Source organism: Paenibacillus sp. FSL R10-2796, from assembly GCF_037965315.1.
Lineage (GTDB): Bacteria > Bacillota > Bacilli > Paenibacillales > Paenibacillaceae > Paenibacillus_AQ > Paenibacillus_AQ odorifer.
Genome location: NZ_CP150178.1, coordinates 693276 through 716392, shown reverse-complemented (window position 1 = coordinate 716392; position 23117 = coordinate 693276). Strand labels below are relative to the sequence as shown.

Below are 23117 nucleotides of genomic sequence, written 5' to 3'. Positions count from 1 at the left end.
ACTGGAGCATCGCTCCACAAAACTTTTAGGAGGTAAATACATGTACGAAATCGCCGTAATTGGCGCCGGTCCTGCCGGTGCAAGCGCAGCCCTGTTCGCCGCCAAGGCGGGCAAAAAAACGCTGCTGATCGACAACGATAAGGGCATGACCCGCAGAGGTTGGTTTGAGAACTTTTATGGAATTTCCGAAGTAGGTGGTCCTGAGCTGGTCGAAACCGGCCACAAGCAAGCCGTTAAATTTGGCGCTGAGCTGGTTTCCGAACAGGCTATCAACCTCACCTCCAGCGGCAATGGTTTTGTCATTGAAACTGAAGATGGAATTATCTATGAAGCAAAACATGTCATTCTCGCCACAGGCGCCCTTACAGATCTAGCTGCCAAAGCTGGCGTAGAGACTAAGGATGGTACAGAGCCAAGAATCAAAACTGTAGTAGCCGTTGATGCTGAAGGCAAAACGAATATCGCAGGCATTTGGGCAGCTGGTACTGTTGCTGGAGTAAGTGTACATGCCATTATTACCGCAGGCGATGGTGCGAAGGTAGCTATTAATGTAATTAGCGAGTTAAATGGTGCGCGTTACGTTGATCATGATGTGCTGAAAGCTTAATCTATACTCAAAACATAAATCCGGAGGATGATTCTTAGGAATCGGTCTTTCGGATTTTTTCGTCACCCAGGAGAAACAAGTTACGAAATTTAAAAATAACTGCACTTGATGCAGCTATTTCATACAATAACACCCACACGGCTGTTTTAAGTGTATTTTATGCAACTAAAAACAGGCTAACTGAGCATTCTAGCTAAAATGTAAAGATATAGATGTATCAAGTACAACTAAATCGATTTGCAGCTGTCCCCCCATACTTTTAATTGTATAAAGTACACTTATTTGCTCGTCCCTCACCGTCCTTTGAACACCACACGCAAAAAAACTGCTTCAAAACCTCATCCCACCGCCGAAGCCGATGTTATGATCGTTTGAAACAGTTCCTCTCCCTCAACTGTGTATACTCCAATGCAAGGAATCCACTTCTTCTTCTCTTCCCTTAAGACTAGCAGCCAGCTCCTGCAAATACGGAACCAATAATGGGCGCAAATCCTCCCGCATCAAACCTACCTCCAGTGTGGCTTTAATGTAACCAAATTTATCACCAATATCATAACGTTTCCCGATTAAATCCAGCGCCAGCAAGCCTTCTTGCCGGCATACCTCGTGCAAAGCATCCGTCAGTTGATATTCACCGCCCGCTCCACGTTTGAGGTTAGCCAGCACTGAGAATATCGAAGGCTCCAAAATGTATCGCCCCATAATGGCGTATTCTGAAGGTGCTGTTTCAGGCGAGGGCTTCTCTACCAATCCTTTTACTTCATGAACTCCATTTAGTGAGCCGCTGGAGGCTATAATCCCATATTTGTTAACCTCCTGCCGTGGCACCTGCTGCACACCGACGATAGTCTGCTCCTCTTGCTCATACAATCTCATCATCTGCAGCAGCGCCGGGTCCTCCGAAACCATAATATCGTCACCAAGCAAAACAGCAAAAGGTTCATCACCGATAAATTGTTCCGCACAAAGGATGGCATGGCCTAGTCCCAGCGGCTCTTTTTGCCTAATGTAATGGATGCTCGCTAGCTCACTGATTAGCTGGACTTCACGAAGTAGATCCTCTTTCCCTTTTTCCAAAAGCGTCTGCTCCAGCTCCACCGATTTATCAAAATGATCTTCAATCGACTTCTTATTGCGGCCGGTCACGATGATAATACTTTCAATACCAGAGCGGACGGCTTCTTCTACGATATATTGAATCGCTGGTTTATCCACAATGGGCAGCATTTCTTTTGGCTGAGCCTTAGTGGCAGGCAGGAAACGAGTGCCTAAGCCCGCGGCGGGAATGACAGCTTTTCTAATCTTCATCATGAATCCCTCCCTTGCAGTTTATTTACGGAGATGGGTCACAGGGTGCTCACGAATGTTCTTTTGCTGCCCCTTACCTTCATAGAACTCTTGGACAATATAAAGCGGACGTCCCTTAGTTTCGTCATAAATCCGGCCGACATACTCACCTAGTATTCCTAGCATAATGAGTACAAATCCGTTGAAGGTCAGCGTAATTCCAATCATCGAAGCCCAACCCTTAACAACTGAGTCTGTAAAAATCACCAGGTACAAAACATACATAAGGTACAGAAAACCAGAAGCCGACAGCAGTGCGCCCAAATATCCTGCCAGCTTCAGCGGCTTATAGGAAAAGGAGGTGATTCCGTCCAAAGAGAGCTTGATCATACGTTTTAGTGGATATTTAGTTTCCCCCGCCAGACGTTCATCCCGTTCATATTCAATCGCCTTCTGACGGAAACCAACCCAACTGACCAGTCCGCGCACGAAACGGTTTTTCTCCGGTAGACGTTTGAGCTCTTCGCAGACCCTACGATCTATAAGCCGAAAATCACCCGTATCCACAGGGATAGAAATATCGGTTGAATAACGCAGAATTCTATAAAAGAGGCTGGCCGTCCACTTTTTGAATAGGGATTCACCGTTTCGCTTCACCCGCTTAGCATATACAACTTCATACCCCTTCTTCCATTCCGCAATCATGTCCAAGATCAGCTCAGGCGGGTCTTGCAAATCAGCATCAATAATGACAACTGCATCCCCAAGGGCATAGTCCATTCCGGCAGTAATAGCGATCTGATGTCCAAAGTTACGTGACAAATCGATCAGCTTCACACTCTCATCCCAGTAGCTATATTCCTCGATCATCTGGGCACAGTTGTCGGTGCTGCCGTCATTCACGAAGATCAGCTCATACACTTCCTCCGTCATTGCCATCACTTTTTTAATACGACGATACGTTTCCTGAATGACTGCCTCTTCATTAAACATCGGTATAATAATGGAATAGCGCACGTTGATACTCATGAGCAGCTCCTCCTTTAATTTGAATGCTGAAGCGTGCCTGCAAATGTATTAGCACGCTTCGTACTCTAAAACACTGAACTAGTTAACTGTAACTTTGTATAACGTTCCGCTGTTACCAGCATCGTTTCCTGCCCAATCCGCTGTTGGAACCTCTGTACCATTGTCGGTAATCCAGGTAGATAGCGTAGAGTTCCCTCCACGTCCACTACCCATACCGCCGCTGCTCAGCAGGAAGTATTTCACCTTTCCACTCTTTACTAACGCCTTTAGGGTATCTGTGGTATATACTGTGTCCGAATTGGAAAAACCGTTCAGAATAACAACCGATGCCCCCTTATCGACGATATAAGGAGCTGCTGTGCCATAATCCAATACGGCAAACAGATAAGGCTCCCCAGTATTATTTTCCTCCAGATAGGACAACAGACTCTCGTTCGCACTTGTGGCGCTATTACGCCCAAAGTTGCTAGAATTGCCGCCCATTCCTCCTCTGCTCTCACTGCTCCCTGGTCCTGCTTCAGGGGTTTGGCTATTCAGGCCATAAGTAATTGGGGTAGCTGCCCAGTAGAGCGGGCCAATTAACAATACTAGTACAGCAACAATACTTGCCGAGAAAACAAATGGCTTCTGCTTGCCTTTAAGAACGACCAGCACCAAAGAAACAACTATACCGGCAGCCAGAATGCCAATCGACCAGCCCCTGCCAATCGTATCGTCATAAGGATGAATAATGTACCATTGAAAAACTGCTGTAACCAGCGTCGCAACTGGCAATAGCCATGACAGCCAACCAGAGTGCTCACGACACAGACTCCAGAGCTTTGACCAGCCTGCACCGACCAGCGCGGCTATCGGCGGAGCCATCATCACCAGATAATATTGATGGAAGAATCCCGCAATACTGAAGAATCCCATCACCGGCACCAGCCATGCTAACCAGAATAGAGCTTCTTTATGCCCTTGCGTAAAGTTCCTTCTCCGCAGATTAGCGAATAATCCAATACAACCAAACAATACAAAAGGCAGCATCCAGCTTGCCTGACCTGACAGCTCTGATTGGAACAGGCGCAGTGGACCTGCGGTTCCAGTATTGAACATTCCACCTCCGCCGCCATTCATGCCGCCGCGTTGTCCTTGACCCCCACCTTCACCACCAAATTGCCGGTTTTGATTATCTGTTCCACCGCCGGGTGGTTGCCCTGGAGAACCTCCATCATCGGCGCCATTTTGACTGTCTGAGGTTGAATTCATACCTTGCCGACCCGAAAATGCTCCACGTCCGCTATCCGTACCATTTTCAGCATCTGCCCCGTTCATAGCGGGTCTTTCACCGTTCATAGCTGGCATCTCGCCATTCATGTTCGGCATCTCACCACCATTCATTGAAGGCATTCCACCTCCGCCACCACCTGTCCCCCGATCACCCGTCAATCGGGCGACACCATTATAACCAAAGGCAAGATTGAGCACGGAGTTAGTACCGCTGCTGCCGATATAAGGTCGTTTACTAGCGGGAATCGAATCCACTATCACTGCCCAGGATAACGAGACCACGAGTAATATAGCTGTCGAGGCCGCTAATACTCCAGTTTTTCGCTTCCAGTTCACTTTCGCAGCCAAGACATAAAAGAGATAAAAAGCCGGCAATACCATATAAGCCTGCAACATCTTCTCATTAAACCCAACACCGATTAAAGCGAATGCGGCAAGGAGACTGCCCAGCTTATTACTCTTCGTTCCTTTAAATAAAAACCAAACCGCCAACAGTAACGTGAATACTAACAAAGCATCAATGTTATTCGTCCGGCTAACAGCCGCCGCTACTGGAGTTGTTGCCATGGCCAGCGCTGCTAAACGAGCTGCTGCTTTACCAAAGGTAGGTTTTACCAGAAGGTATACGAGCAACACGGAGCCCACGCCCCCAAGCGCCTGAGGTAAAATTACACTCCAGCCATGCAGCCCGAAAATGAGTGCGCTAAGAGTCTGAATCCAAAAGGTGACCGGTGGTTTATCCACCGTGACTGAACCTGCAGAGTCGAGTGAAGCGAAGAAGAAATTATGAAAGTTTTGCAGCATACTTCCCACGGCAGTGGTGTAGTATGTATTCACATAGTGGTCATTCCAAACTCCATAACCGTACAAAAAAGCAGCGAGTATTAAAATGAGCCACAGTATAAGATCCGAGCTTATTTTTCTAGCAAAACTCATCTCCATTTCACTCCTATCCCTTGATCATTCTATATGCCGGCAGTTCTGTAACTCCGGCCCAAGCTTTCCGTAGGTGTATTATTTCATCCATACCTTAACTCTCAATGAGTGCAAGCTGAATGTTTGCTGAATAAATGAGGCTGCCGGAACGCAAAAAAGACCCCACAATGTGGAGCCTTTCGGTACCCTGTTCAATCCAAACTATGTTATTCCATCTTGCCTATGGCAACAAGCTTATTCACCGTGTTCCAGTTGCGTGCGGTAATGGGCATCCCGAGTATTTTGTCAAAAGGGACTTTAAAAAGCGATGATTGGCTCACACTGACCTCATATAATATATACATCTCTCTGCCGACAAAACGCACTTTATCCGGTCCATTCTCATAAGTGCACAGTTTATCCAATGCTTCCCCTGAAGGCTCGGCTGGTAAAAAAGTAACATACCATCTTTTGAATTCCTCTGGCTCGGACAGCTGAAAAGGATCGTTAGCGATCACATTCTCCATTTCTGCTAAAGTACGGATAATAACAGAGACCTCGAATCCAAAAACCTCATGAATCTGACGTTCAATGACTCCTCTAAGCAGGCTTACCGAACCTTCATCACTCTCAAAAACGACATTTCCACTCTGAATATACGTTCGTACATTTGCAAATCCAAGAGACTGAAACATCGCCTTCAGGTCCAACATTTTAATAATTTTGTTCCCGCCGACGTTAATTCCACGCAGCAGCGCTATATAGGTAGTCATAGAATACGCCTCCGTTTTTGTGCCATGATCAGCTTACCTCTGCGGCTAAGGTGTGTAGACGTTTACGAACTTCTTTTACCAGCAGCTCCTTCTCTGGAGGCGAAAGCCCCTCCACCAGACGTGCGGCAGCGATCGGCAAAATCCAGCGGTCTACGTCCTCATAAGTGTGTCCTGATAATCTGAGATACTCTTGAATGTATCCCTTAGTTAATCTTTTTCTTATAAAACCTAACATTAATTTGGAGAAGGCCGAAGCTCCCGGAGGCATAGCTCCCAAACTGAACATCACTACGGAACGCGCAGCATCTCCAGCAGGTTCTCCCACTACACCCGTCATCCAGTCGATCACCCAGAGCTGTTCATCCATAAGCACATTGTCGGGATGAAAATCCCCATGACATAAACGAGTGCCTTCCGGCAGCTTCTCCAGATACTTCAAAATGACGGATTTTTCCTCTTCGCTCAGCATAGGGGCAACCATGATCTGACTTTTCAGCATATCCTTTTGCTGGCCGATTTCCTCTGTAGTTTCAAGCTTATGTAAATCACAATGAAGCCCCGCCATCAGCCTGGCATATTGGGTAACTTTCCAAGGCTTCTCACCCATCACCTTTAGTAAAGAGGGACCCTGAATTTGTTGAAAAACGATACCTTGTCGATTCTGTTCAGAAATAAGCTCAAAAGGCTGGGGGGTCCGAACACCCCGCGCATGTACAAACTGGCTGATTTTATATTCCCGGCTGACGTGTTGCTCTGCTATATCCTCCCGATACAATTTAAGAATCCTCTGATCGTCATGCTGCCAGATCTCCGCTGTTCTGCCTTCCCCAACAAGCTTGGCCTTCATTCGGTATCCTCCATTTAGTCCAGATTAATGCGGGTAAAATGCTCAACTACCGGAAATGGGTCGTAGTAATGGTGAAGGAGTGCTTTCCATTCCTGATATTGGCTGGATTCTCTAAATCCAACAGTGTGGTCTTCAAGCGTTCTCCACTTCACCAGCAACAGATACTTATGATCATCCTCCAAGCAATGTTGTAATTCATGGCCCATATAACCTTCTATCGAGGAGATTAAGCTTGATGCCTCCTTGAAGCTTTGCTCAAATTCAGTAGTCAAACCAGGCTTCACTTGCAGCATCGCAGCTTCCAAAATCACACTCATCATCTCCTAAAGTTATTAATTTAAAGCATCCCGGAAAAATTCATGATAGAAATTAATGATGACCAGCAGTATTGCTAGTGACTCGTTGACACTGCCTACCTCCAGCGAATGATTGGCATCATCGATTCTATACACCTTCAAATGATTCAGCCCACTAATTTCACCCGAATGCTCTTCACCAAATAAGGGGTCACTGCCACCATAAATTACAGTCCCCCGACTCCGCTGAATCAGCGGCACCGCCTCAGGCAACGGGGTGATATATAGATGAGACGTCTTCTTCTGTATTTCTAGCTCTTCAGCTATTCTACCTGCAATAACAGCTCCCATGCTTTTACTTATAAAAAGAAACCTCTTATAATCCGGCAGAGAAGCAATCACGGCTTTACATTCCTCAATGATAATACTCATTTCTTCACGCTTGAAATCCACCCTAGCACTCTGGTAACCATATTCTAAAAGCAGAACATCACAATTATGCTCCCGGGCAGCTTTAGCCGCATAATCCAGCAGAGAGCGATCAACTGAATAATTTTTACCCGGAAAAATAACAGCCAGCGCTTTGGACCCTTGGGTGATATATTTATGTTTAACCTCTCTACCCCAATAAGAGGACATAATGATATTGCTAACGTTCATACATGTTTCCCCTCTTCTACTCCTTAAACGGATTTAAAATGTTTAAAGAAATCTATCGTTTCTTGCAAATCTGCCTCATCTTTATAGATACTCATTACTCGCCCAATTTCAAGCGCAAAATCTACATATCCATTCGGCTTAGCGGTAATGATTGTTCCATCGACAACGACGTTAGATACGCCAGATTCATTGTCCACATAAACCTTACCATCCAGTACTCCGGCTGCCTTAAGAATGGATACCCCACCGCAAATGCCCGCGATGACTTTGCCTGCTCCATTCAGGCTTCTGATTAAATCTAATAGAGCCTCCTGCCCTATTAAATTATCTGTTTCCCCACCAGGGATAATCAATAAATCTATGGTGCTAACGTCCACATTTTCAACCAATACGGATGGATTCACAGAAAAACCCTCGCAGGAGATTAACGCCTTATCTTCCAAACCTAAGGTATAAACCTCACCCTTTGTTTTCATAAAATAAGCTGCCAATGTAACCTCAAACTGCACAAAGCTATCATATATAAGAATATATGTATTCAATGATAGATCAGCTCCCCTGTTCTCAAAAAAAGTAATCTCTATTCTATGTATCTATCATTATAGCATCATCGCCCTCTCCTGAAACTTACGGACTCAGAGGACGCTAATCAATAACAACTATGCGCTCCGCTAAGATTCCGAATGTGGGATTTCACCTAATTACTCATAACAAAAAGGACACAAGCATCCCAACAGCCACTTTTTATGGCTCACGAGACACCTGTATCCTCCTATTTAGAGCTATTGCTGCGACTGCGGCGCTATCTGTTTATTTTTACCTCGGCTCACAACAATTTCAGCGCAAATCCATAATATCAACGGAATAATCACCTGGAAAGGAAAGGCGTATATTTTATAAATATGGTAAGAGAAATAGTACATTTCCATAATATCCTTGTACACAAAATCCGCAAAATAGATCATGAGTAGTCCCATCTGAAGCACAACGGAGCGGTAACTCTTGAGCTTGAATACTTTAGCTACTCCAATGCAAGATACGTAAAGGCATAAACTTCCTTTTATAAATGTTGTGATTACAAAAGCCACTGCCGATGACGCTTCAATTCGGGTCAAAAAATCTCCTACATTAATACGCCCTGCAGACACATAAGCCGGAAAATATAAACTAGACAAGACCTCAGGACCCAGCATCAATAGGTTCCGTAGTGTAGCCATAATAATAATTGCCCCAGCAATCGCTACGCCACCAAATAATACCTTCTTCGCTGAGCTCTTCTTCGATAAATTACCGAATACCCCCAGAAAGACTACAACCTCTGCAAATGGAAAAGAAAATGTGCCCAGCGTATCGTTAAATAATGGCTTCCAGCCTTTATCCAACAGCGGAAGTAGGTGATGATATTCCATTTTGGAAAAAGCTAAGGTGACAATGACTAGATTAACAAATATTGCGAACAGTAATAGAAGCTTAGAACTTCTCCCCAGCACTTCAATCCCAGCCTTAACTATCCATATACACAACAGTCCAAGACATGCCATAGGTGCTATCATTGGTGTTTCGGTTAAAGTAACGGATCTACTGAATTCTCCAAAAACCCTAAGAATTAGTGTCCCTAGATGAAAGGTATACCAAATATAGAGACAAGAAATGATTCGACCCAAGACGCCTCCAAACACGGTAATCAACATATCAAATAGATCCTTGCCTGGTAATAAGATGTGTAGTCTGGCATATATCAGCAGCAGTGGGACCACCAGTACCATGGCTAATAATACGGCGATCCAGTTACTGTTACCGGATTCTCCCGGCACACCCATAAATATTGAAGTCCCCATAATAAACAAGACAGCAATACTAATAGCATGCCCTGTTGATACGATCTCTTTGTTCATACTCTATTCTCCCTTTAGGCTTGTCCCCTAAAATAGCATCTTAATCCAGTGTTCTAGGTATGGTGAAGGACTAGGGAGTGACCATCTCATTGCCAATGCAAAAGCAATACAGAATGATACCAGACATAGTGCGGAAGAAACATAAAAATCCCGCTTCATCCCCTGTTTCCATAGACCATAAAGATCACTCAAAACAATTACCGCATAGATAAATATGACCACAACAACCAATTTTATTACCTATTTTTGATGAATCTTGATAGACCTTGACGTTTGTGCACTGCTCTCGATAATCACCTTGGAATTCACTACTATCTCTACGTTGGAAAATTCCTTCCCCCAGTTTTTCTCGATTTTCTCCCAGGTCCGTGGCATTTTCTCATGAAGAAGCTCTCCAAATCCAAAAATATCTGCATGGTAATCCTTCTGAACCTTATGAATAACGGAGAGAATCTGCTCCTCCAGTTCTTTTTCAGCCCACCTTTCTATAGTCTTCTTGCTGTCCAGATTATTGAATTCCCCCGAAGATTTAACCTCGTCCAGTCCTGCGTGTGTCAGTGTATTAAGCTTTATTTGGAGCTTACCGTTTATCCATACAGGTTTTATTTTTGTACGATTGGATAAAATTTCGAGGGAAAAGGCAGGTTCTCCACTTTCATCCTTTACGATTAACACACCTCCCTCGATTTGATTGTTGGCAAACAACATGTATTTCGTTTCTTCGCCACTGATCATACCGATCATTTTATCCATCCTGAAAATAGCTGTTCCGCTAACTCGTGCATTCTTCGTCTTATTTTGTTCATGAACATAAATTAATGGAGCGATGGCATATTCACCAGAAGCCTCGAGCTTATCTATGAAGTCCCAAATTTCCACAACCGGCGCTGTACTTACATTTTTCTCAGTCCTCATCTGCTGTGCAAGTGCATAGGACATAATACTCTCAGTCGAACTGCTGAGACTTATGATTTCTTGAGCCGACTTCTCTTTAGCGACAAAAATATACACATCCGATCGGGTTTCCGTATCCCTGTTGTACCAATCTATTACTTTGGTGACTCCCTCCCTTGCAATCTCCTCACTAAGGATAATCGCCTTAGAATGGCTCCAAAATAACTTTTTTCCAGTGATCGAGATCATTCCCCTCACAATATCAAACATGGTCTCGCCCGCGAGCGTGATCATTTTGAAGCCAGCCTGACTTGATTTCATTCCTTCCTTCGTATCTACAATCTCTGTTGTCACCAATAACTGACCGTCTTTTTTCCCCTTATCAATCGCGACCCCGGCAACAATCGACATATCGTCAATTTCAAAGTAGTTCCAGCAGCCTGTATTGCAGATCAGAAGCATCATGGATGTAACAATCAGAAGTATCCTTTTCAGCTTGCTCATGGTCTTCTCCTTATTTTATTGGAACCTTTTCTCCTCATATTTCGTGCCCCAATTAACGCCGGACGCAGATACATATGCCACCACGGCGCCCTGATCGCTGTATCTTTAATGTCCTGAGGACGGATTGAGCCTACTCCAAGCATGTATGGAACCCCAAAACTACGCAGACTCATCAAATGAACTACTAAACCAAGCATTCCAAGAAAATAACCGTATATCCCTAGAAAAAAACTCGCACCCAGCAGCAATGTTCTTACGATAATTAAAGGACCGGTCAACCTAGGGTTAAGTAGCGTCATGATTCCTGTTAAACCGACTACAATAATCATTGGAGCACTAACTATTCTAGCCTCTACTGCTGCTTGTCCTAACACGAGAGCGCCTACGATACTGATAGCCTGTCCTATATAGGTAGGTATCCGCTCACCCGCCTCTCTTAATATTTCAAATATAGTTAACATGAATAACGCTTCTACTATTGTAGGAAAAGGGACTGCTACTCTTGCTGTAGAAATACTGAGCAACAACATGGTTGGGATCATTTCCTGGCTATAGGTAACTAAAGCTACGTAAAGAGCAGGTATACTGATCGACAAAAAAGCTCCAAAAACTCTCAACATTCGATTGAAGGAACCAAAATAAAAGTTAATGTAATAATCCGAGCTGGCTTGAAAATTCTCTACAAATACATAGGGGACAGTCATTGCAAACGGGCTGCCTTCAATGAGCACGGCAACTCTGCCCTCCATCATGTTACTGACTACAGCATCCGGGCGCTCTGTACTTCCTGTCATTTCAAAGGGCGAATAGGGCTCGTCTCTAATTAATTCCGCCAGAGATGCCGTATCTAGAATAAGATCTATGTCAATCTGTTCCATTCGATTCTGTAATTCTTTGAGAATAGCCGGTGATGCTAACCCCTCCATGTAACAGATACATATCGGTGTTTTAGACCGTGTTCCCAGTGAACTAAAAACAAATTTCAACTCGGAATCTTGTACCCTGCGCCGAATAAGAGTGAGATTTACTAACAGTGATTCCGTAAATCCCTCCCTTGGACCTTTGACACTTTTTTCGGTCACCGGTTCCGCAAGAGCTTTTGTCTCCCAACCCTGTGCACCAATGTTCAGAACACCGGCATAACCGTCCATCAACAGTAAGGTCTTGCCAGCTATAATCGCATAGATCATTTCATCAAAATTCTCAGAGGCAACCACATCGCTAATACTAATGACCTGCGTCCGGATGTTCTCCATCAGCTCGGCTTTATTGCCACAATCCTTTTCGGTAAAATCAAATGCCATGACGGGCTTGATAATCCCCTCTTGGATCATATGTTTGTCAACCATTCCGTCAACATAGACTAATCCAAAGCGAAGACTATCACTAAACATGTTGCTAAACACTCTGATTCTAAGCGTTCCATCGTTCTTGAATATGTCTCTAAACACAGTCATCATTTCATCCAGTGACGTACTCAGAGTCTGCTCAGATTTTGTGTTTTTTTGAGACGTATTGCTGTTCCCACCTGCTGGCCGTTCCTCCACAGTAGTCACTCCTGTCAGAATTAGGTTTCCTAGAAATTATCCCCCGTCTCTCCAAATCCTATCCGCCAAAATTATACTGAAAAGGGATCAACAAGAAAGAAAATGAGACTGCTCCATAAGCTGGGTTCCGCAGGTAAGTCACTAAATCAGCCCTTGGGGTCATGCCAATAGCGAGCGACTCACTGCATACATCCTCAGACACTTTCGGCTCAGGCACTCAACACCGCATACATCCTCAGACGCTTACGGACTCAGGAGGCGTTATTGGCTCAATTACCGCCTTTTGGGCACATTTTCGGACTCCAGTGCAGCTATTTCATTCAAAGTGGCTCTGTTCGGGCGATTTTTATGCCAATAGCGACTATGGAGTCCGATAGCACGCCAAAAGTCGATAAATGCAACGTTTAGGGACTACTGGGTCCGTTGCCGCCGAGTCACACTCATCCTTTGGGCTTACTGACCTAGCGCAATAACACCGAACACACTCTCAAGTACTTACAGATCTAGGTACGATAACACCGAGTGCATCCTCAGACGCTTACGGACTCAGGAGGCGTTATTGGCTCAATTACCGCCTTTTGGGCACATTTTCGGACTCCAGTGCAGCTATCTCATCAAAAGTGGCTCTAATCGGGCGATTTTCATGCCAATAGCGACTATTGGGTCCGATAGCACACCAAAAGTCGATAAATGCAACGTTTAGGGGCTACTGGGTCCGTTAGCGATCTCTTGCGTGCAAATTACATACCATGAAGCAAAGTTTGTTTTAAGAGCGTGGTGGATACGAGCATGAGATTAGGTGTTTGGGGTTGGCAGCAAAAAAACACAGGTGCCCAGCAGTCATGATCATGACTACGGGACACCTGCGTCTTTTTTATATCTTGTATTGCTGCATGATTATTGAAGCTGCTCAAACAGGCGGAAGATCACGGTCGCTGCTTGCGCTCTTGTAGCCTTGCCGTTTGGTCCAAATTGGTTGGATGTCATACCGTTAATAATTCCACTAATACGCATCACTTCTACAGCTTTGGCTGCATCCGCAGACAACTGGTTCACATCAGAGAATGCTTCACCAGAAGCATTTGTTCCGTCAGTCAATGGGATATTAATCGTCTGAGCCAAACGATAAATCATGACCGCCATTTCCTGACGAGTAATCTCCTCGCTTGCACCAAAGTTGCCATCCGCTTTGCCTTTAACAATACCGAGCTTTTGAGCGCTCGCAATCGGACTGGCATACCATGCCCCATCCTTAACGTCTGTAAATGTGCTTACAGCCGTCTCATCTAGTAAATCAAAAGCGTTCATCAATATTTTGATGAATTCTGCACGGGTCACATTTCCACTTGGATTAAAGTGTTCAGCATCCATCCCTTGGATTGCGCCTCGTGCTGCGAGTGCTTCAATACTGTTTACCGCCCAATTAGCTGTAGCGGTATCTTTGAATGAAACATTCGAGTGAACCACTACATAACTGCCAAGCTGTTGCAAATTTAACTCAAGCATCTGTGTTCCTGTATTAAATCTTCCGTTCTTAACGATCTCTAGTTGCTGATTACTGTTCAAGTAATAAACCACTACTTTATGTGCTTTCTCACCAGACTTCAGCGTATAAGGAAGTGCCAGCTTGATCCCCGATGTCTTCAGTACATCGCCTGGAATAATCACACCATCTACGCTAAGACTGATGTCTTTAATTGTACCTGCATTCAACTGACTGCTTACCGAAAGTGGCAATCCGGATATATCTCCAGTGCCCACAATAAGCTTAAGTTTGCCGTTCTTAGCATCTTTGTAAGTCTTCAGGAAATTTTCCGGCAGCATTATGCTTGCTGTTCCTATATCAATCTTGAGGGATTTAACATTCCCCGCTGCTGCCAGTGACTGCAGTGGCAGCTCAACTACAATTTGTTTCGCGTTTCCGGTAGGTTTCACGACAATGGATAGAATACCATCCTTTGCATCCTTTGCTGCCTTTTCAACATCTGCGGCAGCGAGTTCAGCCAATGATTTTCCATCTGCTCCGATGATCGTCTGGACAACGATTTTACCATTGCTTACAGCAGGGGCAGCTGTCGCAGACGCGCTAGGCGACGGTTTTGCCGTGGCTACCGGCACATAAGTACCCGGTGCCTCTGTTGGTTTCGGCGTTGCCGTTGGCGTTGGTGTCGTTGTCGGTGCAGGTGTTGGCGTAGGTGTTGGCGTAGCTTCTGAAAGCAACTTCAGGCCCGCAACCGCCGCAGTAAGCTGACTTAATGCCTCATCAATGTCTGCCTGAGTAGCAGTTCCACTCTCCAGCAACATCACTGCACGTGCTACCTCTTTCTCAAGAGTATTCCAGCTCTCCTCTACATAAAGGCTCTTATCCAGAGCCTCTATTGCTCTAAGCTTCTCCTCCAAGGCTGCCGTTATGAGAGGTGGATTTACAGAAACTAATGTTAAGGTATACGTTCTGGTCGTTGTTTTATCCAGTGCCGTCACAATGACCTTGTAACCCGTTTGAATTTCTCCCGCAATAGTAATGCTATCGGGTTCATACACAGCGAAGGTAACCCCTACCGGAACAGTAAGTCCTTCCTTCAGCTCATCAAGTGTAGTCGTATCCGGTAAAATAATTTCTTTGGCTACCTGATCAATAGATCCGCCCGGAATTGTGATTCCGCTGATCGTTGCATCATGAGCTTCGACAGGCTGTAAGGCTTCAAAGGCATTTTTCAAATTGGAATATGCCACATTAATATCACCATCGGTAGCACCGTCATTTGCATAAGTGGCTTTAGCAGCCTCTAGTGCAATGCGTAGTGCCTCCCATTGCTCAGGCGTTCCGGTATAATTCTCTTCATTTACCGAAGGATCTTCCGCTGTATCAATGGCTGCTTTAAGTTTAGATTTATCGTACCTCACACTGATGCGGCAGCTGGCAGCAATATCGGTGCCCGCCACTTTACCAAATATAGTGAAGTCTGTAGCAATGGTGAGTTTGTTAAGGGGAATTTCCTCCCATACCACACTTGCCAAGCCTGTCGTTTTATCGGCGTAAGTTACCGTAACCTTAGCTGGAAGATTAGGCACGACGTTAACTGTCGTACTCACCGCAATCTGTTCAATGCTTACAATCGCACCATGGTCGCCGGGAGCAGGAACTTCTCCTTCTGGCTTAGACGAAATTGCCCGCCATTCCTTAACGCCTGTCCAAATACTAGTGGACTGCTTATTAAGAATCAAACGGAGTTTATCCGTCTTCACCTCGTCAAAGGTTACCTCGTTAAATGCATTTCTTGCTTTGCCTTTCTCGCTCAGGCCCGTTACCGGTAAGTATTTTCCGGCATCCTTATCCCAATATTCGAAGCTGTAATCTCCCGGTACCTGTACACCGCCTTCATCATCATAGAAGTACACGGAGCTGCCTGACAAAGTCACGGGCTCTTTCCAGGTCAGTTGTAGCCAGTGGCTTTCACCGGGACCGCCCCAGTTCCCATACTGAGTTTCTGCTTCGCTATTGTAAATACTTGCTGAAGTATAAGGGATATAACCATCATTAATGCCATATACAGACTCCCATGCCGAAGTGTAAGAGGCACTAGGGGTAGCCAAAAGGGCAGCATTTCTGTATCTAAGGTTCTCCACCGCCATCCGCATTTGATCCGTTGCCACTTTGATCTCTTCCAGTGTATATTCTCCCTGAGCCAGCAATGCCTTGGCAGCAGTCAGTGTAGCTTGCAGCTCTTGCCATGTTGCCGCAGTAAAATCATCCTTGTTCCGGACAAGTCTGCCGGAATCCCGATCCGCAAACTTAGCGATCATCTCTGTCAGTTCTGCAGTAGCTACAAATACGGTGACTGGAACCTTCACGACAGTTTCAAGTTCCCCATCGCTGACAGTCAGGCGGTATTCATATTCACCAGTCGCCTTAAAGGTTGCTTGCAGCATGGCCTTATCAAGCCCTGTCTCCTCTACTTCTCCTTCACCTGAAATCTTCTCCCAGGTATAAGTCAGCTTGCCACTTGGCAATCCATCATCAACGATTTGTGGCATAATCGTCAGAGGCACATTTTGCTCAACCTTCAATGGTGTTTCTAGATAAACCTTTGGTGCCTGATTGGCAGCCGCCTTAACCTCCAGATTATTGTTGTAGATCTGAATCTCCTTTATGGCGGTCGCAAGTTCCAGCGAATGCGTCACATGAATGCGAATCGCTACAGTGTTAACCTTTTGGAACTCTACATTGTTATAGTTGGAAGCAATATACTCCGGATAGCGGAATTGCCCCTCCACTGGTTTCCAGCTTCCATCAGCATCCTGATATTCGACACCGAATGTCTGTGGTGTACCATAACCGTTCAGAAGCCGGTCATTATAGAAATAGACTTTTACATTGTCCACAGCCTGGACTCCACCAAATTTGAAAATAACCGTATCGACGGAATTCGGCGAACCTCCGAATAAAGCTGTGTTTGACGTATGATTAATCGATGCGATTGTTGAATTGTCCGCCAGGTTGCGGATGTTCGAACCGCTCTTGATATAAGTCGATTCAACAGTAGTGCCTGAAGCAACAGCCAGATTCATACCGTCATTAACAATATCTACGCCTGCTTTATTAAACATATCGACAGTCTTCTCATTGCTGGCTAGGGATGTTTGATCTGCCGCAGCAAGTGTCGTAGCACTGCCTTTTTCATATAACACCTGTGTCTTCGAGTTGTCGCCAACAGCCCCAGTTACATCACCTGAAGGTTTTTCCACCTTACCAGTAGCTGTATCATAAATCAGATGGGACATTTCGTTAGTTGTCATTACGAGTTCATCATTAATGAAGAGCGAATAACCTGCTGGAATACCTTGATAATGAGGATTGTCACTGTATTTAGCAGGATCCTGCCATACGATAGATAAGTTAGCATCATGATAACGCACGTTATCTACAGCAAAATAGTCATAATCGACATTAATCGGCCATAGCTCGATCTTGTCATCTGTCCGTGGCTGAATACCCGCCATATCTTCAACCACAGTGTAATTCATCATGCCAAGCGTATCGTGGTGAATCCATGCCCGTACCATATCTCCACTAGGGTTAGGAGGATTGTCTTTTGTCCATGGCGTGCCGAAGAAGTAATCCTCCAGCCAGAAAAATTCATTAGAGTCCAGGTGGTCCGTATTGCCCGGCTCCACTGTATGCAACCAAGCGCCCCAATCAAACAGTGTTTTGTAAACGTCACTATTGATGTTATCTATAGGATAATAGCGCAGAGAGGCACGAACGGTATTAATATAGTTGCCGAAGTTACACCATGCGAACTGGTCTGTACCGAAGGCATCCGTCTTGCCATTCTTAAAATCTTCCACCCGCTTCATAATGCTGTTCTGATCCGCTGTAAAGAAAGGAAAGATCGGATAATAATTCGGATCTGCGTAATCAGACAACTGGGATAAATATTTCGCCTCATATCCTTCTTCACCTTCAGTTGGTACTACACCAAAGTTAAAGACAAACATGTTATTATCCCGCCAAGGGTTGAATACATCAGTACCACCCACAACTTTTTTGTGCAAAAAGCTGCCTGTACCATTCGTATCTGCCACACCGTCACCATCAAAGTCAGCCTTGTCGTACCACATCTCATTCAGAATTGAATTCTTAATATTCTGCGCCACAGTGTTCATTTTAGCTGCACCCGCAGTATCCCCAAGCTGCTCGTACATCTTCGCTGTTGCCACTGCATTGGCGTAGGTAGTAGAAGAGCCATCCAGCCGGGCATAGTTACCACTGCCATTCCAGTGCATGGATACGGTATCTCCGTCATTACCTGTAATCGGACCATGGTTATAATAAACAAGATTTGGATTAGTGCCTTTAAAATGTTCAAGTGTGCCGGTAACATCAGTGGCGGAAAAATCAGCGAACTTCTTCAGTATTTCCTGACCACCACCGTAAATCTTGTAAGCATCCCAGCCTACTTGCGACGTGTTCTGCATCATATCCCAAGTCCAGATGTTAGGACGTCCGGGATTATTTTTATAGTTCTTATTCTCGGAATATTCCCCTTGAGCCAGCCAGGTTCCATACAAGTAGGAAGGATCACGCAGCCATTTCAGATCCTGCATCGCCCAAGGTACACTGACCGTAATCCCGTTGTTGTAGCCGAGAACGCCCTCCATGTTCATCGGGAACTGCCAGTCATTGCCCGGAATGTTGGCATCCAGCAAATTAAAGCGGTTACACCACCAACGATAATAAAGTACCTTCTTCACATTCTCATCGGGAACATCGATATATGGAATGTTCTCTGCCCACCACTCGTTGTACTCCCGCACCTGTGCGGAGAAGGCTGTATCATTGCTGTCAGCAGCCTTAAAGCTCTCATAATGCAGCTTTGAGCCTGGTATTTCATCCGCGAGCCAACCCATGACTACCTTTTGGTCAACGGAGCCACCGGCGGGCACTGTAATCTCTTTAACCAGTTCATTTCCGGAAGGACTCATGCCGTTTCCGCTCAGGTGAACATCCACGTAGGACATTGCTTCAACTACCTTTTGCCCAGCTTTGCCTATCATTAGCGGAGCAGCCACTCTGTAACCCACCAGCTCATCACCCTCAGCCGCTGAGACGAAAGGTGATTTAACCTTCATCGTCAACGTTATATCGCTGGCTGTAGGATTCTTCAATTGAAGCAGCGTTACAGCACTGTTATAGCTGGAAATAAATTTCCGCTGGTTAATCTCCAGGCCTCCGCTTGTGTAGGTCTGATTCTCATGACTCGGGTAGTTCTTCCGCACATTTTTCTGTTCCGCCAAGTCTCCTGTAGAAAGGGTGATGTTATACATCGTGTCCTTGTTCAAAGTATCCGCGTAATGCACTGTTCCCACAAAACCCAGTTTGGTATTATCCTGAGTTTTCATATACAAAGCGCTTCCCCGGCTGAATAGAGTATTGGCGCTAACTTCGTCGTTGACATCATCCGGAATGACACCTTCGTTAACTAGCAAGGCGTCAAGCCAAGGCAAATCGGAATTATCTTTTGCAAAAGCCTCAAAATCAAAAGCTTCAATTGCCTGCATCATTTCTCCGACGGTGACATCGCTGAAATTAACGCCTTCCTTAACAATAGAATTATCCTTCCACTTCGCCTGCCCGTAATCGGTGCCTACACCTTCATGATAGAAATCAGTCGTGTAGTTAGCCGATACGGGAACAATCCCTGCATTTAATACCACAGCCGCGCATAATGCCGCTACAGAAGCTCTTCTGGGCCATTTATGACTTGACATTTGGATGAATTCCTCCTTTTTATCCCTTGATTCCTGTTAATGTAATGCCCTCAACAAAATATTTGTTGCCGATCAAGAAAAATACTAGACAAGGAGCTGTAACGACGAGCGCCAGTGCCATGACCTGTTCATAGTTCGGAATGCGCATCCCGTTCACAATATACAAGCCCATAGGCAGCGTATAATCTGCTTCAGTCTTTAAATAAATCATGGTGTAGAAAAATTCATTCCAACAGTTGATAAAGCTGAACAACGCCACAACAATCATTGCGGGACGTATAAGCGGCAGCATGATGCGGGAGTAGATACGGAAATAACCCGCACCGTCAATCTTGGCAGCTTCACTGAGTTCTAGTGGAATCGTCATGAAAAATTGCCGGAGCAAAAAGACAAAATACGCGTTGCCGCCTGCACAGAAAAAGGCCGGAATAATAAGAGCAGGTTTGCCAGCTAGTCCCAAAGAAGTGTACAGAGAATATTGTGGCAGCAGGGTTACGGCACTAGGCAGCATCATCGTACTGATGACCAGCACGAACCACATCCCGCGCAGCGGAAAGTTCAGCTTAGCAAAGGCATACCCAGCAAAGCTTGTCGTCAGCACCGTCCCGATCACATAAGGAACTACAATCGAAACTGAATTCCAGAGCTGCCGCAGGAACTGAATACGTTCCAATCCAAGCCGAAAATTATCGACATTTAGTGACTCGGGGAAAAACACAGGCGGCCGCGCCAGTATTTCTGTATGGCTCACGAAGGCACCTCGCAGCAGCCAATAAAGCGGAAAAGCAAACACCACTGCGAGTATACAGGAGAGCAGAATCAGCCCGGTATTGATGGCTTTAGCTCTTTTCTTTTTTTTCTGGATACTTGTATAATTCATAATTGCGGTAGCCGCCATTATCTCGCCTTCTTTCTTTTGCCCATCGAATCGTCCCTTTTAAATGCGCCCTGGAAGTAGAACAGCACACCAGTAATGGCCATAGTGATTAGGAAGACGACCCATGCCTCAGCAGACGCCAAACCGCGCATCCCTACCTGAACAAATGAATGGTCATAGATCATAACGTTGATAAAATAAGTCATCCGATCGGGTGCACCATTTCTGGACAACACCACACTTTGCGTATAAATCTGGATAGAGGTCATCATGCACATAATCAATTGGAAAAAGAGGACAGGCTTGATCGTCGGATAGGTTACTTTGAGGAACTTGTGCCAAGCATTTCCCCCGTCCATCTCGATAGCTTCCAGCAATTCTCCCGGAACATCCTGCAGCGTAGCGATGAACACAACAATCGTCCCACCACAGGTCCACAAGCTCATGATAAACAATGTCTCAAAAATACGGATGGGATCTGTCAGGAAATCAACAGGGGCTATTCCTATCTGCAATAAAATCCAGTTAAGCAATCCACCCTTGGCTTGGTTCTGTAGAAGCATCTGCCACACAATTGTTGTCGCCAGCATCGGAACTACAGACGGCAGAAAGAATATAGCCCGCATCAAGTTTCTGCCGATAAATTTACGGTTCAATAAGAGTGCAACAATCAGACAAAAGGTGATTACAAGCGCCACGTTAATGAAGGCATAAATCAAGGTTACCGTTATGGATTTTTTGAATTCGGAGCTGGTATTGGTGAATATGTACCGGAAATTATCCAGTCCAATCCACTCCATAACTTGGCTTCCGCTCATAATCGTTATTTTATGAAAGCTGTAAAACAAACTGGCCAACATCGGATAAAGCGTCAATACCAAAAATCCAATAATGGCCGGTGCTGCAAACAAATATCCAGCCACCGCCTCTTTGGTGACACCTCTGGCATGCTTTTTAACATAGACCGCAGCCGTTTCGGTTTTGCTCTCTGGGTTCATAAGCAATAGCCCTCTTTTCAAATATAAGCTCTAATTAGGAAACCTTGCCGCTCTCGAACAACTGCTTGATCGCTGGCATGATCGCGTCATAGACTTCTTTAACACTTTTCTTACCTGCCAACGCCTGATCAATAGATTTCTCATATTCAGTATTCATCTTGAGGTAGGCAGGAACGTAATATGCAGGCCATTGTGCGATAGCGTCTTTCGTTGTGGAATAACTAAGGATAGTTTCTTTTGCGCTTTCAGGAAGATCGGAGGTCCACTTTTCAACCAAGGTAGGATCGGTATACCAATCTGCCTGGTTCGGCAACCACGCACCACTCTTCAGCAGCTCCAGACTGTTCTCAGGGTTGACCATGTAAGCATAGAATTTCTTGGCTTCCTCAATGTGCTTCGATGTATTGTACACAACAAGCGGAGCACCACAGTTCATCGTTACTGCCTTTTCCATCTTAGGCAGAACGCCAACGCCGATATCTTCATTACCTTTGATATTAGCTAGATCCCAAGATCCGCTGATTGCCATGGCATAACCACCACTCAAAGCGTCTACCGCAGAACCAATTCCAGAATTCCAAGTGTAATTGAAAGCGGATGCAACCTTGTCTTTGTTAACGAGGTCAGCTAGCTTCTGGATGGCATCAACCGTTTTGGGAGAATCCCATTGAAACTCCTTTCCATCCGGCGAAACAATCCCGCCACCGTTGGCATAAGCTGCCCAGAAGTGGTGGAACTCCCGTCCCGCTGTCATACCAAGCCCGTAGTTCTCGGTCAGAGCAGCATCAAAGCCTTCATCTGCCGCTGTTTTTCCTTTAGTATCTGTCGTTAGCTTTTTCGCGTTTGTCACGAATGTATCCCAATCCCACGCATTTTCAACTTTGGAGGGTGGATATTCAAGACCTGCTGCATCAAATTTGGACTTGCTATAGTAAAGCAGCTCCAACTGGTTGGATAGGCCGACTCCAATCACTTTTTGCTCAGGTGAATGGATTGTAATCGCTGATAGTTTTTCAGGAATGCTTCCGTCCGCTAATAAATCGCTGATATCTTCGATAATTCCCATTTCATTGTACTTTTGGATATCGCCTTCACCCATATAACTGATATCTGGAAGTTCACCGGATTCGAGCCGGGTCTGAATAAATGTATCAAAGGAGCCATCTGCTGGAAGTACTTGTGCATTGATTTTCACTCCGGTGTCGGCTGTATATTTTTCTGCTGCCGCTTCTACCAGCTTTTTCTGTACATCATCACCCCAATACAATAATTCCAAGGTTACATCTTTATCAGGCGTAGTTTCCTTGTTGGCTGCTCCAGACCCTTCAGATGCCTTTGGAGCCGCGTTGTTGGAATTGCCCGAACAGCCTGCCAGTGCGGAAAAAACCATCATTGATGCTAAAGATAGAACTAGAGTACGTTTTCCAAACTTCATGTTTGTTGC

16 protein-coding genes are annotated in these 23117 nt (G+C 45.2%); 1 reads left to right on the top strand and 15 read right to left on the bottom strand.

Features of this window, described 5'->3' with window-relative positions:
* The first annotated feature begins 40 nt into the window (after positions 1-40).
* A complete protein-coding gene (locus tag NST58_RS03350; RefSeq protein ID WP_036676776.1) occupies positions 41-607 on the top strand; it encodes an FAD-dependent oxidoreductase in 567 nt (188 codons plus the stop codon).
* A 390-nt stretch (positions 608-997) separates the two neighbouring features.
* Here the strand turns inward: NST58_RS03350 and galU are convergent, their stop codons facing one another.
* From galU to NST58_RS03275, 15 genes are all read right to left on the bottom strand, one after another.
* Complete coding sequence (galU, locus tag NST58_RS03345; RefSeq protein WP_175617382.1) at positions 998-1918, bottom strand: UTP--glucose-1-phosphate uridylyltransferase GalU; 921 nt, start codon at positions 1916-1918, stop codon at positions 998-1000.
* A gap of 18 nt (positions 1919-1936) precedes the next feature.
* A complete protein-coding gene (locus NST58_RS03340) occupies positions 1937-2923 on the bottom strand; it encodes a glycosyltransferase family 2 protein (RefSeq protein WP_076138397.1) in 987 nt (328 codons plus the stop codon).
* Positions 2924-3001: 78 nt separating this feature from the next.
* Positions 3002-5131 carry a glycosyltransferase family 39 protein gene (locus NST58_RS03335; protein WP_339246220.1) on the bottom strand — a complete coding sequence of 710 codons (2130 nt, stop codon included), beginning with the start codon at positions 5129-5131 and terminating at the stop codon, positions 3002-3004.
* A 206-nt stretch (positions 5132-5337) separates the two neighbouring features.
* On the bottom strand, positions 5338-5883 hold the full coding sequence (locus tag NST58_RS03330; protein WP_076186269.1) for a DUF1697 domain-containing protein: 546 nt from the start codon (positions 5881-5883) through the stop codon (positions 5338-5340).
* 28 nt (positions 5884-5911) lie between these two features.
* Entirely contained in the window at positions 5912-6730 is an 819-nt protein-coding gene (locus tag NST58_RS03325; protein WP_076186267.1) for an aminoglycoside phosphotransferase family protein, read from the bottom strand.
* A gap of 14 nt (positions 6731-6744) precedes the next feature.
* Entirely contained in the window at positions 6745-7041 is a 297-nt protein-coding gene (locus NST58_RS03320) for an antibiotic biosynthesis monooxygenase (protein WP_036676767.1), read from the bottom strand.
* A 21-nt stretch (positions 7042-7062) separates the two neighbouring features.
* Positions 7063-7686, bottom strand: a complete 624-nt coding sequence (locus tag NST58_RS03315; protein WP_339246218.1) for a hypothetical protein — start codon at positions 7684-7686, stop codon at positions 7063-7065.
* 23 nt (positions 7687-7709) lie between these two features.
* On the bottom strand, positions 7710-8228 hold the full coding sequence (locus NST58_RS03310) for a DJ-1/PfpI family protein (protein ID WP_076186261.1): 519 nt from the start codon (positions 8226-8228) through the stop codon (positions 7710-7712).
* A 240-nt stretch (positions 8229-8468) separates the two neighbouring features.
* Complete coding sequence (locus NST58_RS03305) at positions 8469-9581, bottom strand: endospore germination permease (protein ID WP_076303404.1); 1113 nt, start codon at positions 9579-9581, stop codon at positions 8469-8471.
* 240 nt (positions 9582-9821) lie between these two features.
* Positions 9822-10979: a Ger(x)C family spore germination protein gene (locus tag NST58_RS03300; RefSeq protein ID WP_076193734.1), complete on the bottom strand. Its 1158-nt coding sequence runs from the start codon at positions 10977-10979 to the stop codon at positions 9822-9824.
* The gene (locus NST58_RS03295; RefSeq protein WP_139331104.1) at positions 10976-12526 is read right to left on the bottom strand and encodes a spore germination protein; all 1551 of its coding nucleotides are present in this window, start codon (positions 12524-12526) and stop codon (positions 10976-10978) included. Before NST58_RS03295 ends, NST58_RS03300 begins: the two co-directional genes overlap by 4 nt.
* Positions 12527-13423: 897 nt before the next feature.
* Positions 13424-19798: an S-layer homology domain-containing protein gene (locus NST58_RS03290; protein ID WP_339246212.1), complete on the bottom strand. Its 6375-nt coding sequence runs from the start codon at positions 19796-19798 to the stop codon at positions 13424-13426.
* Positions 19799-19817: 19 nt separating this feature from the next.
* Positions 19818-20696: a carbohydrate ABC transporter permease gene (locus NST58_RS03285; protein WP_081386388.1), complete on the bottom strand. Its 879-nt coding sequence runs from the start codon at positions 20694-20696 to the stop codon at positions 19818-19820.
* On the bottom strand, positions 20696-21673 hold the full coding sequence (locus NST58_RS03280; protein ID WP_081383334.1) for a sugar ABC transporter permease: 978 nt from the start codon (positions 21671-21673) through the stop codon (positions 20696-20698). Before NST58_RS03280 ends, NST58_RS03285 begins: the two co-directional genes overlap by 1 nt.
* 34 nt (positions 21674-21707) lie before the next feature.
* Positions 21708-23108 (bottom strand): extracellular solute-binding protein, encoded by a 1401-nt coding sequence (locus NST58_RS03275; RefSeq protein ID WP_076304356.1) that lies wholly within the window; start codon positions 23106-23108, stop codon positions 21708-21710.
* Between the last annotated feature and the right edge of the window lie 9 nt (positions 23109-23117).

Coding starts and splice junctions, on each gene's coding strand:
- NST58_RS03350 (WP_036676776.1), top strand. CDS start 41: ATGTACGAAATCGCCGTAATTGGCGCCGGTCCTGCCGGTGCAAGCGCA.
- galU (WP_175617382.1), bottom strand. CDS start 1,918: ATGATGAAGATTAGAAAAGCTGTCATTCCCGCCGCGGGCTTAGGCACT.
- NST58_RS03340 (WP_076138397.1), bottom strand. CDS start 2,923: ATGAGTATCAACGTGCGCTATTCCATTATTATACCGATGTTTAATGAA.
- NST58_RS03335 (WP_339246220.1), bottom strand. CDS start 5,131: ATGAGTTTTGCTAGAAAAATAAGCTCGGATCTTATACTGTGGCTCATT.
- NST58_RS03330 (WP_076186269.1), bottom strand. CDS start 5,883: ATGACTACCTATATAGCGCTGCTGCGTGGAATTAACGTCGGCGGGAAC.
- NST58_RS03325 (WP_076186267.1), bottom strand. CDS start 6,730: ATGAAGGCCAAGCTTGTTGGGGAAGGCAGAACAGCGGAGATCTGGCAG.
- NST58_RS03315 (WP_339246218.1), bottom strand. CDS start 7,686: ATGAACGTTAGCAATATCATTATGTCCTCTTATTGGGGTAGAGAGGTT.
- NST58_RS03305 (WP_076303404.1), bottom strand. CDS start 9,581: ATGAACAAAGAGATCGTATCAACAGGGCATGCTATTAGTATTGCTGTC.
- NST58_RS03300 (WP_076193734.1), bottom strand. CDS start 10,979: ATGAGCAAGCTGAAAAGGATACTTCTGATTGTTACATCCATGATGCTT.
- NST58_RS03290 (WP_339246212.1), bottom strand. CDS start 19,798: ATGTCAAGTCATAAATGGCCCAGAAGAGCTTCTGTAGCGGCATTATGC.
- NST58_RS03285 (WP_081386388.1), bottom strand. CDS start 20,696: ATGGCGGCTACCGCAATTATGAATTATACAAGTATCCAGAAAAAAAAG.
- NST58_RS03280 (WP_081383334.1), bottom strand. CDS start 21,673: ATGAACCCAGAGAGCAAAACCGAAACGGCTGCGGTCTATGTTAAAAAG.
- NST58_RS03275 (WP_076304356.1), bottom strand. CDS start 23,108: ATGAAGTTTGGAAAACGTACTCTAGTTCTATCTTTAGCATCAATGATG.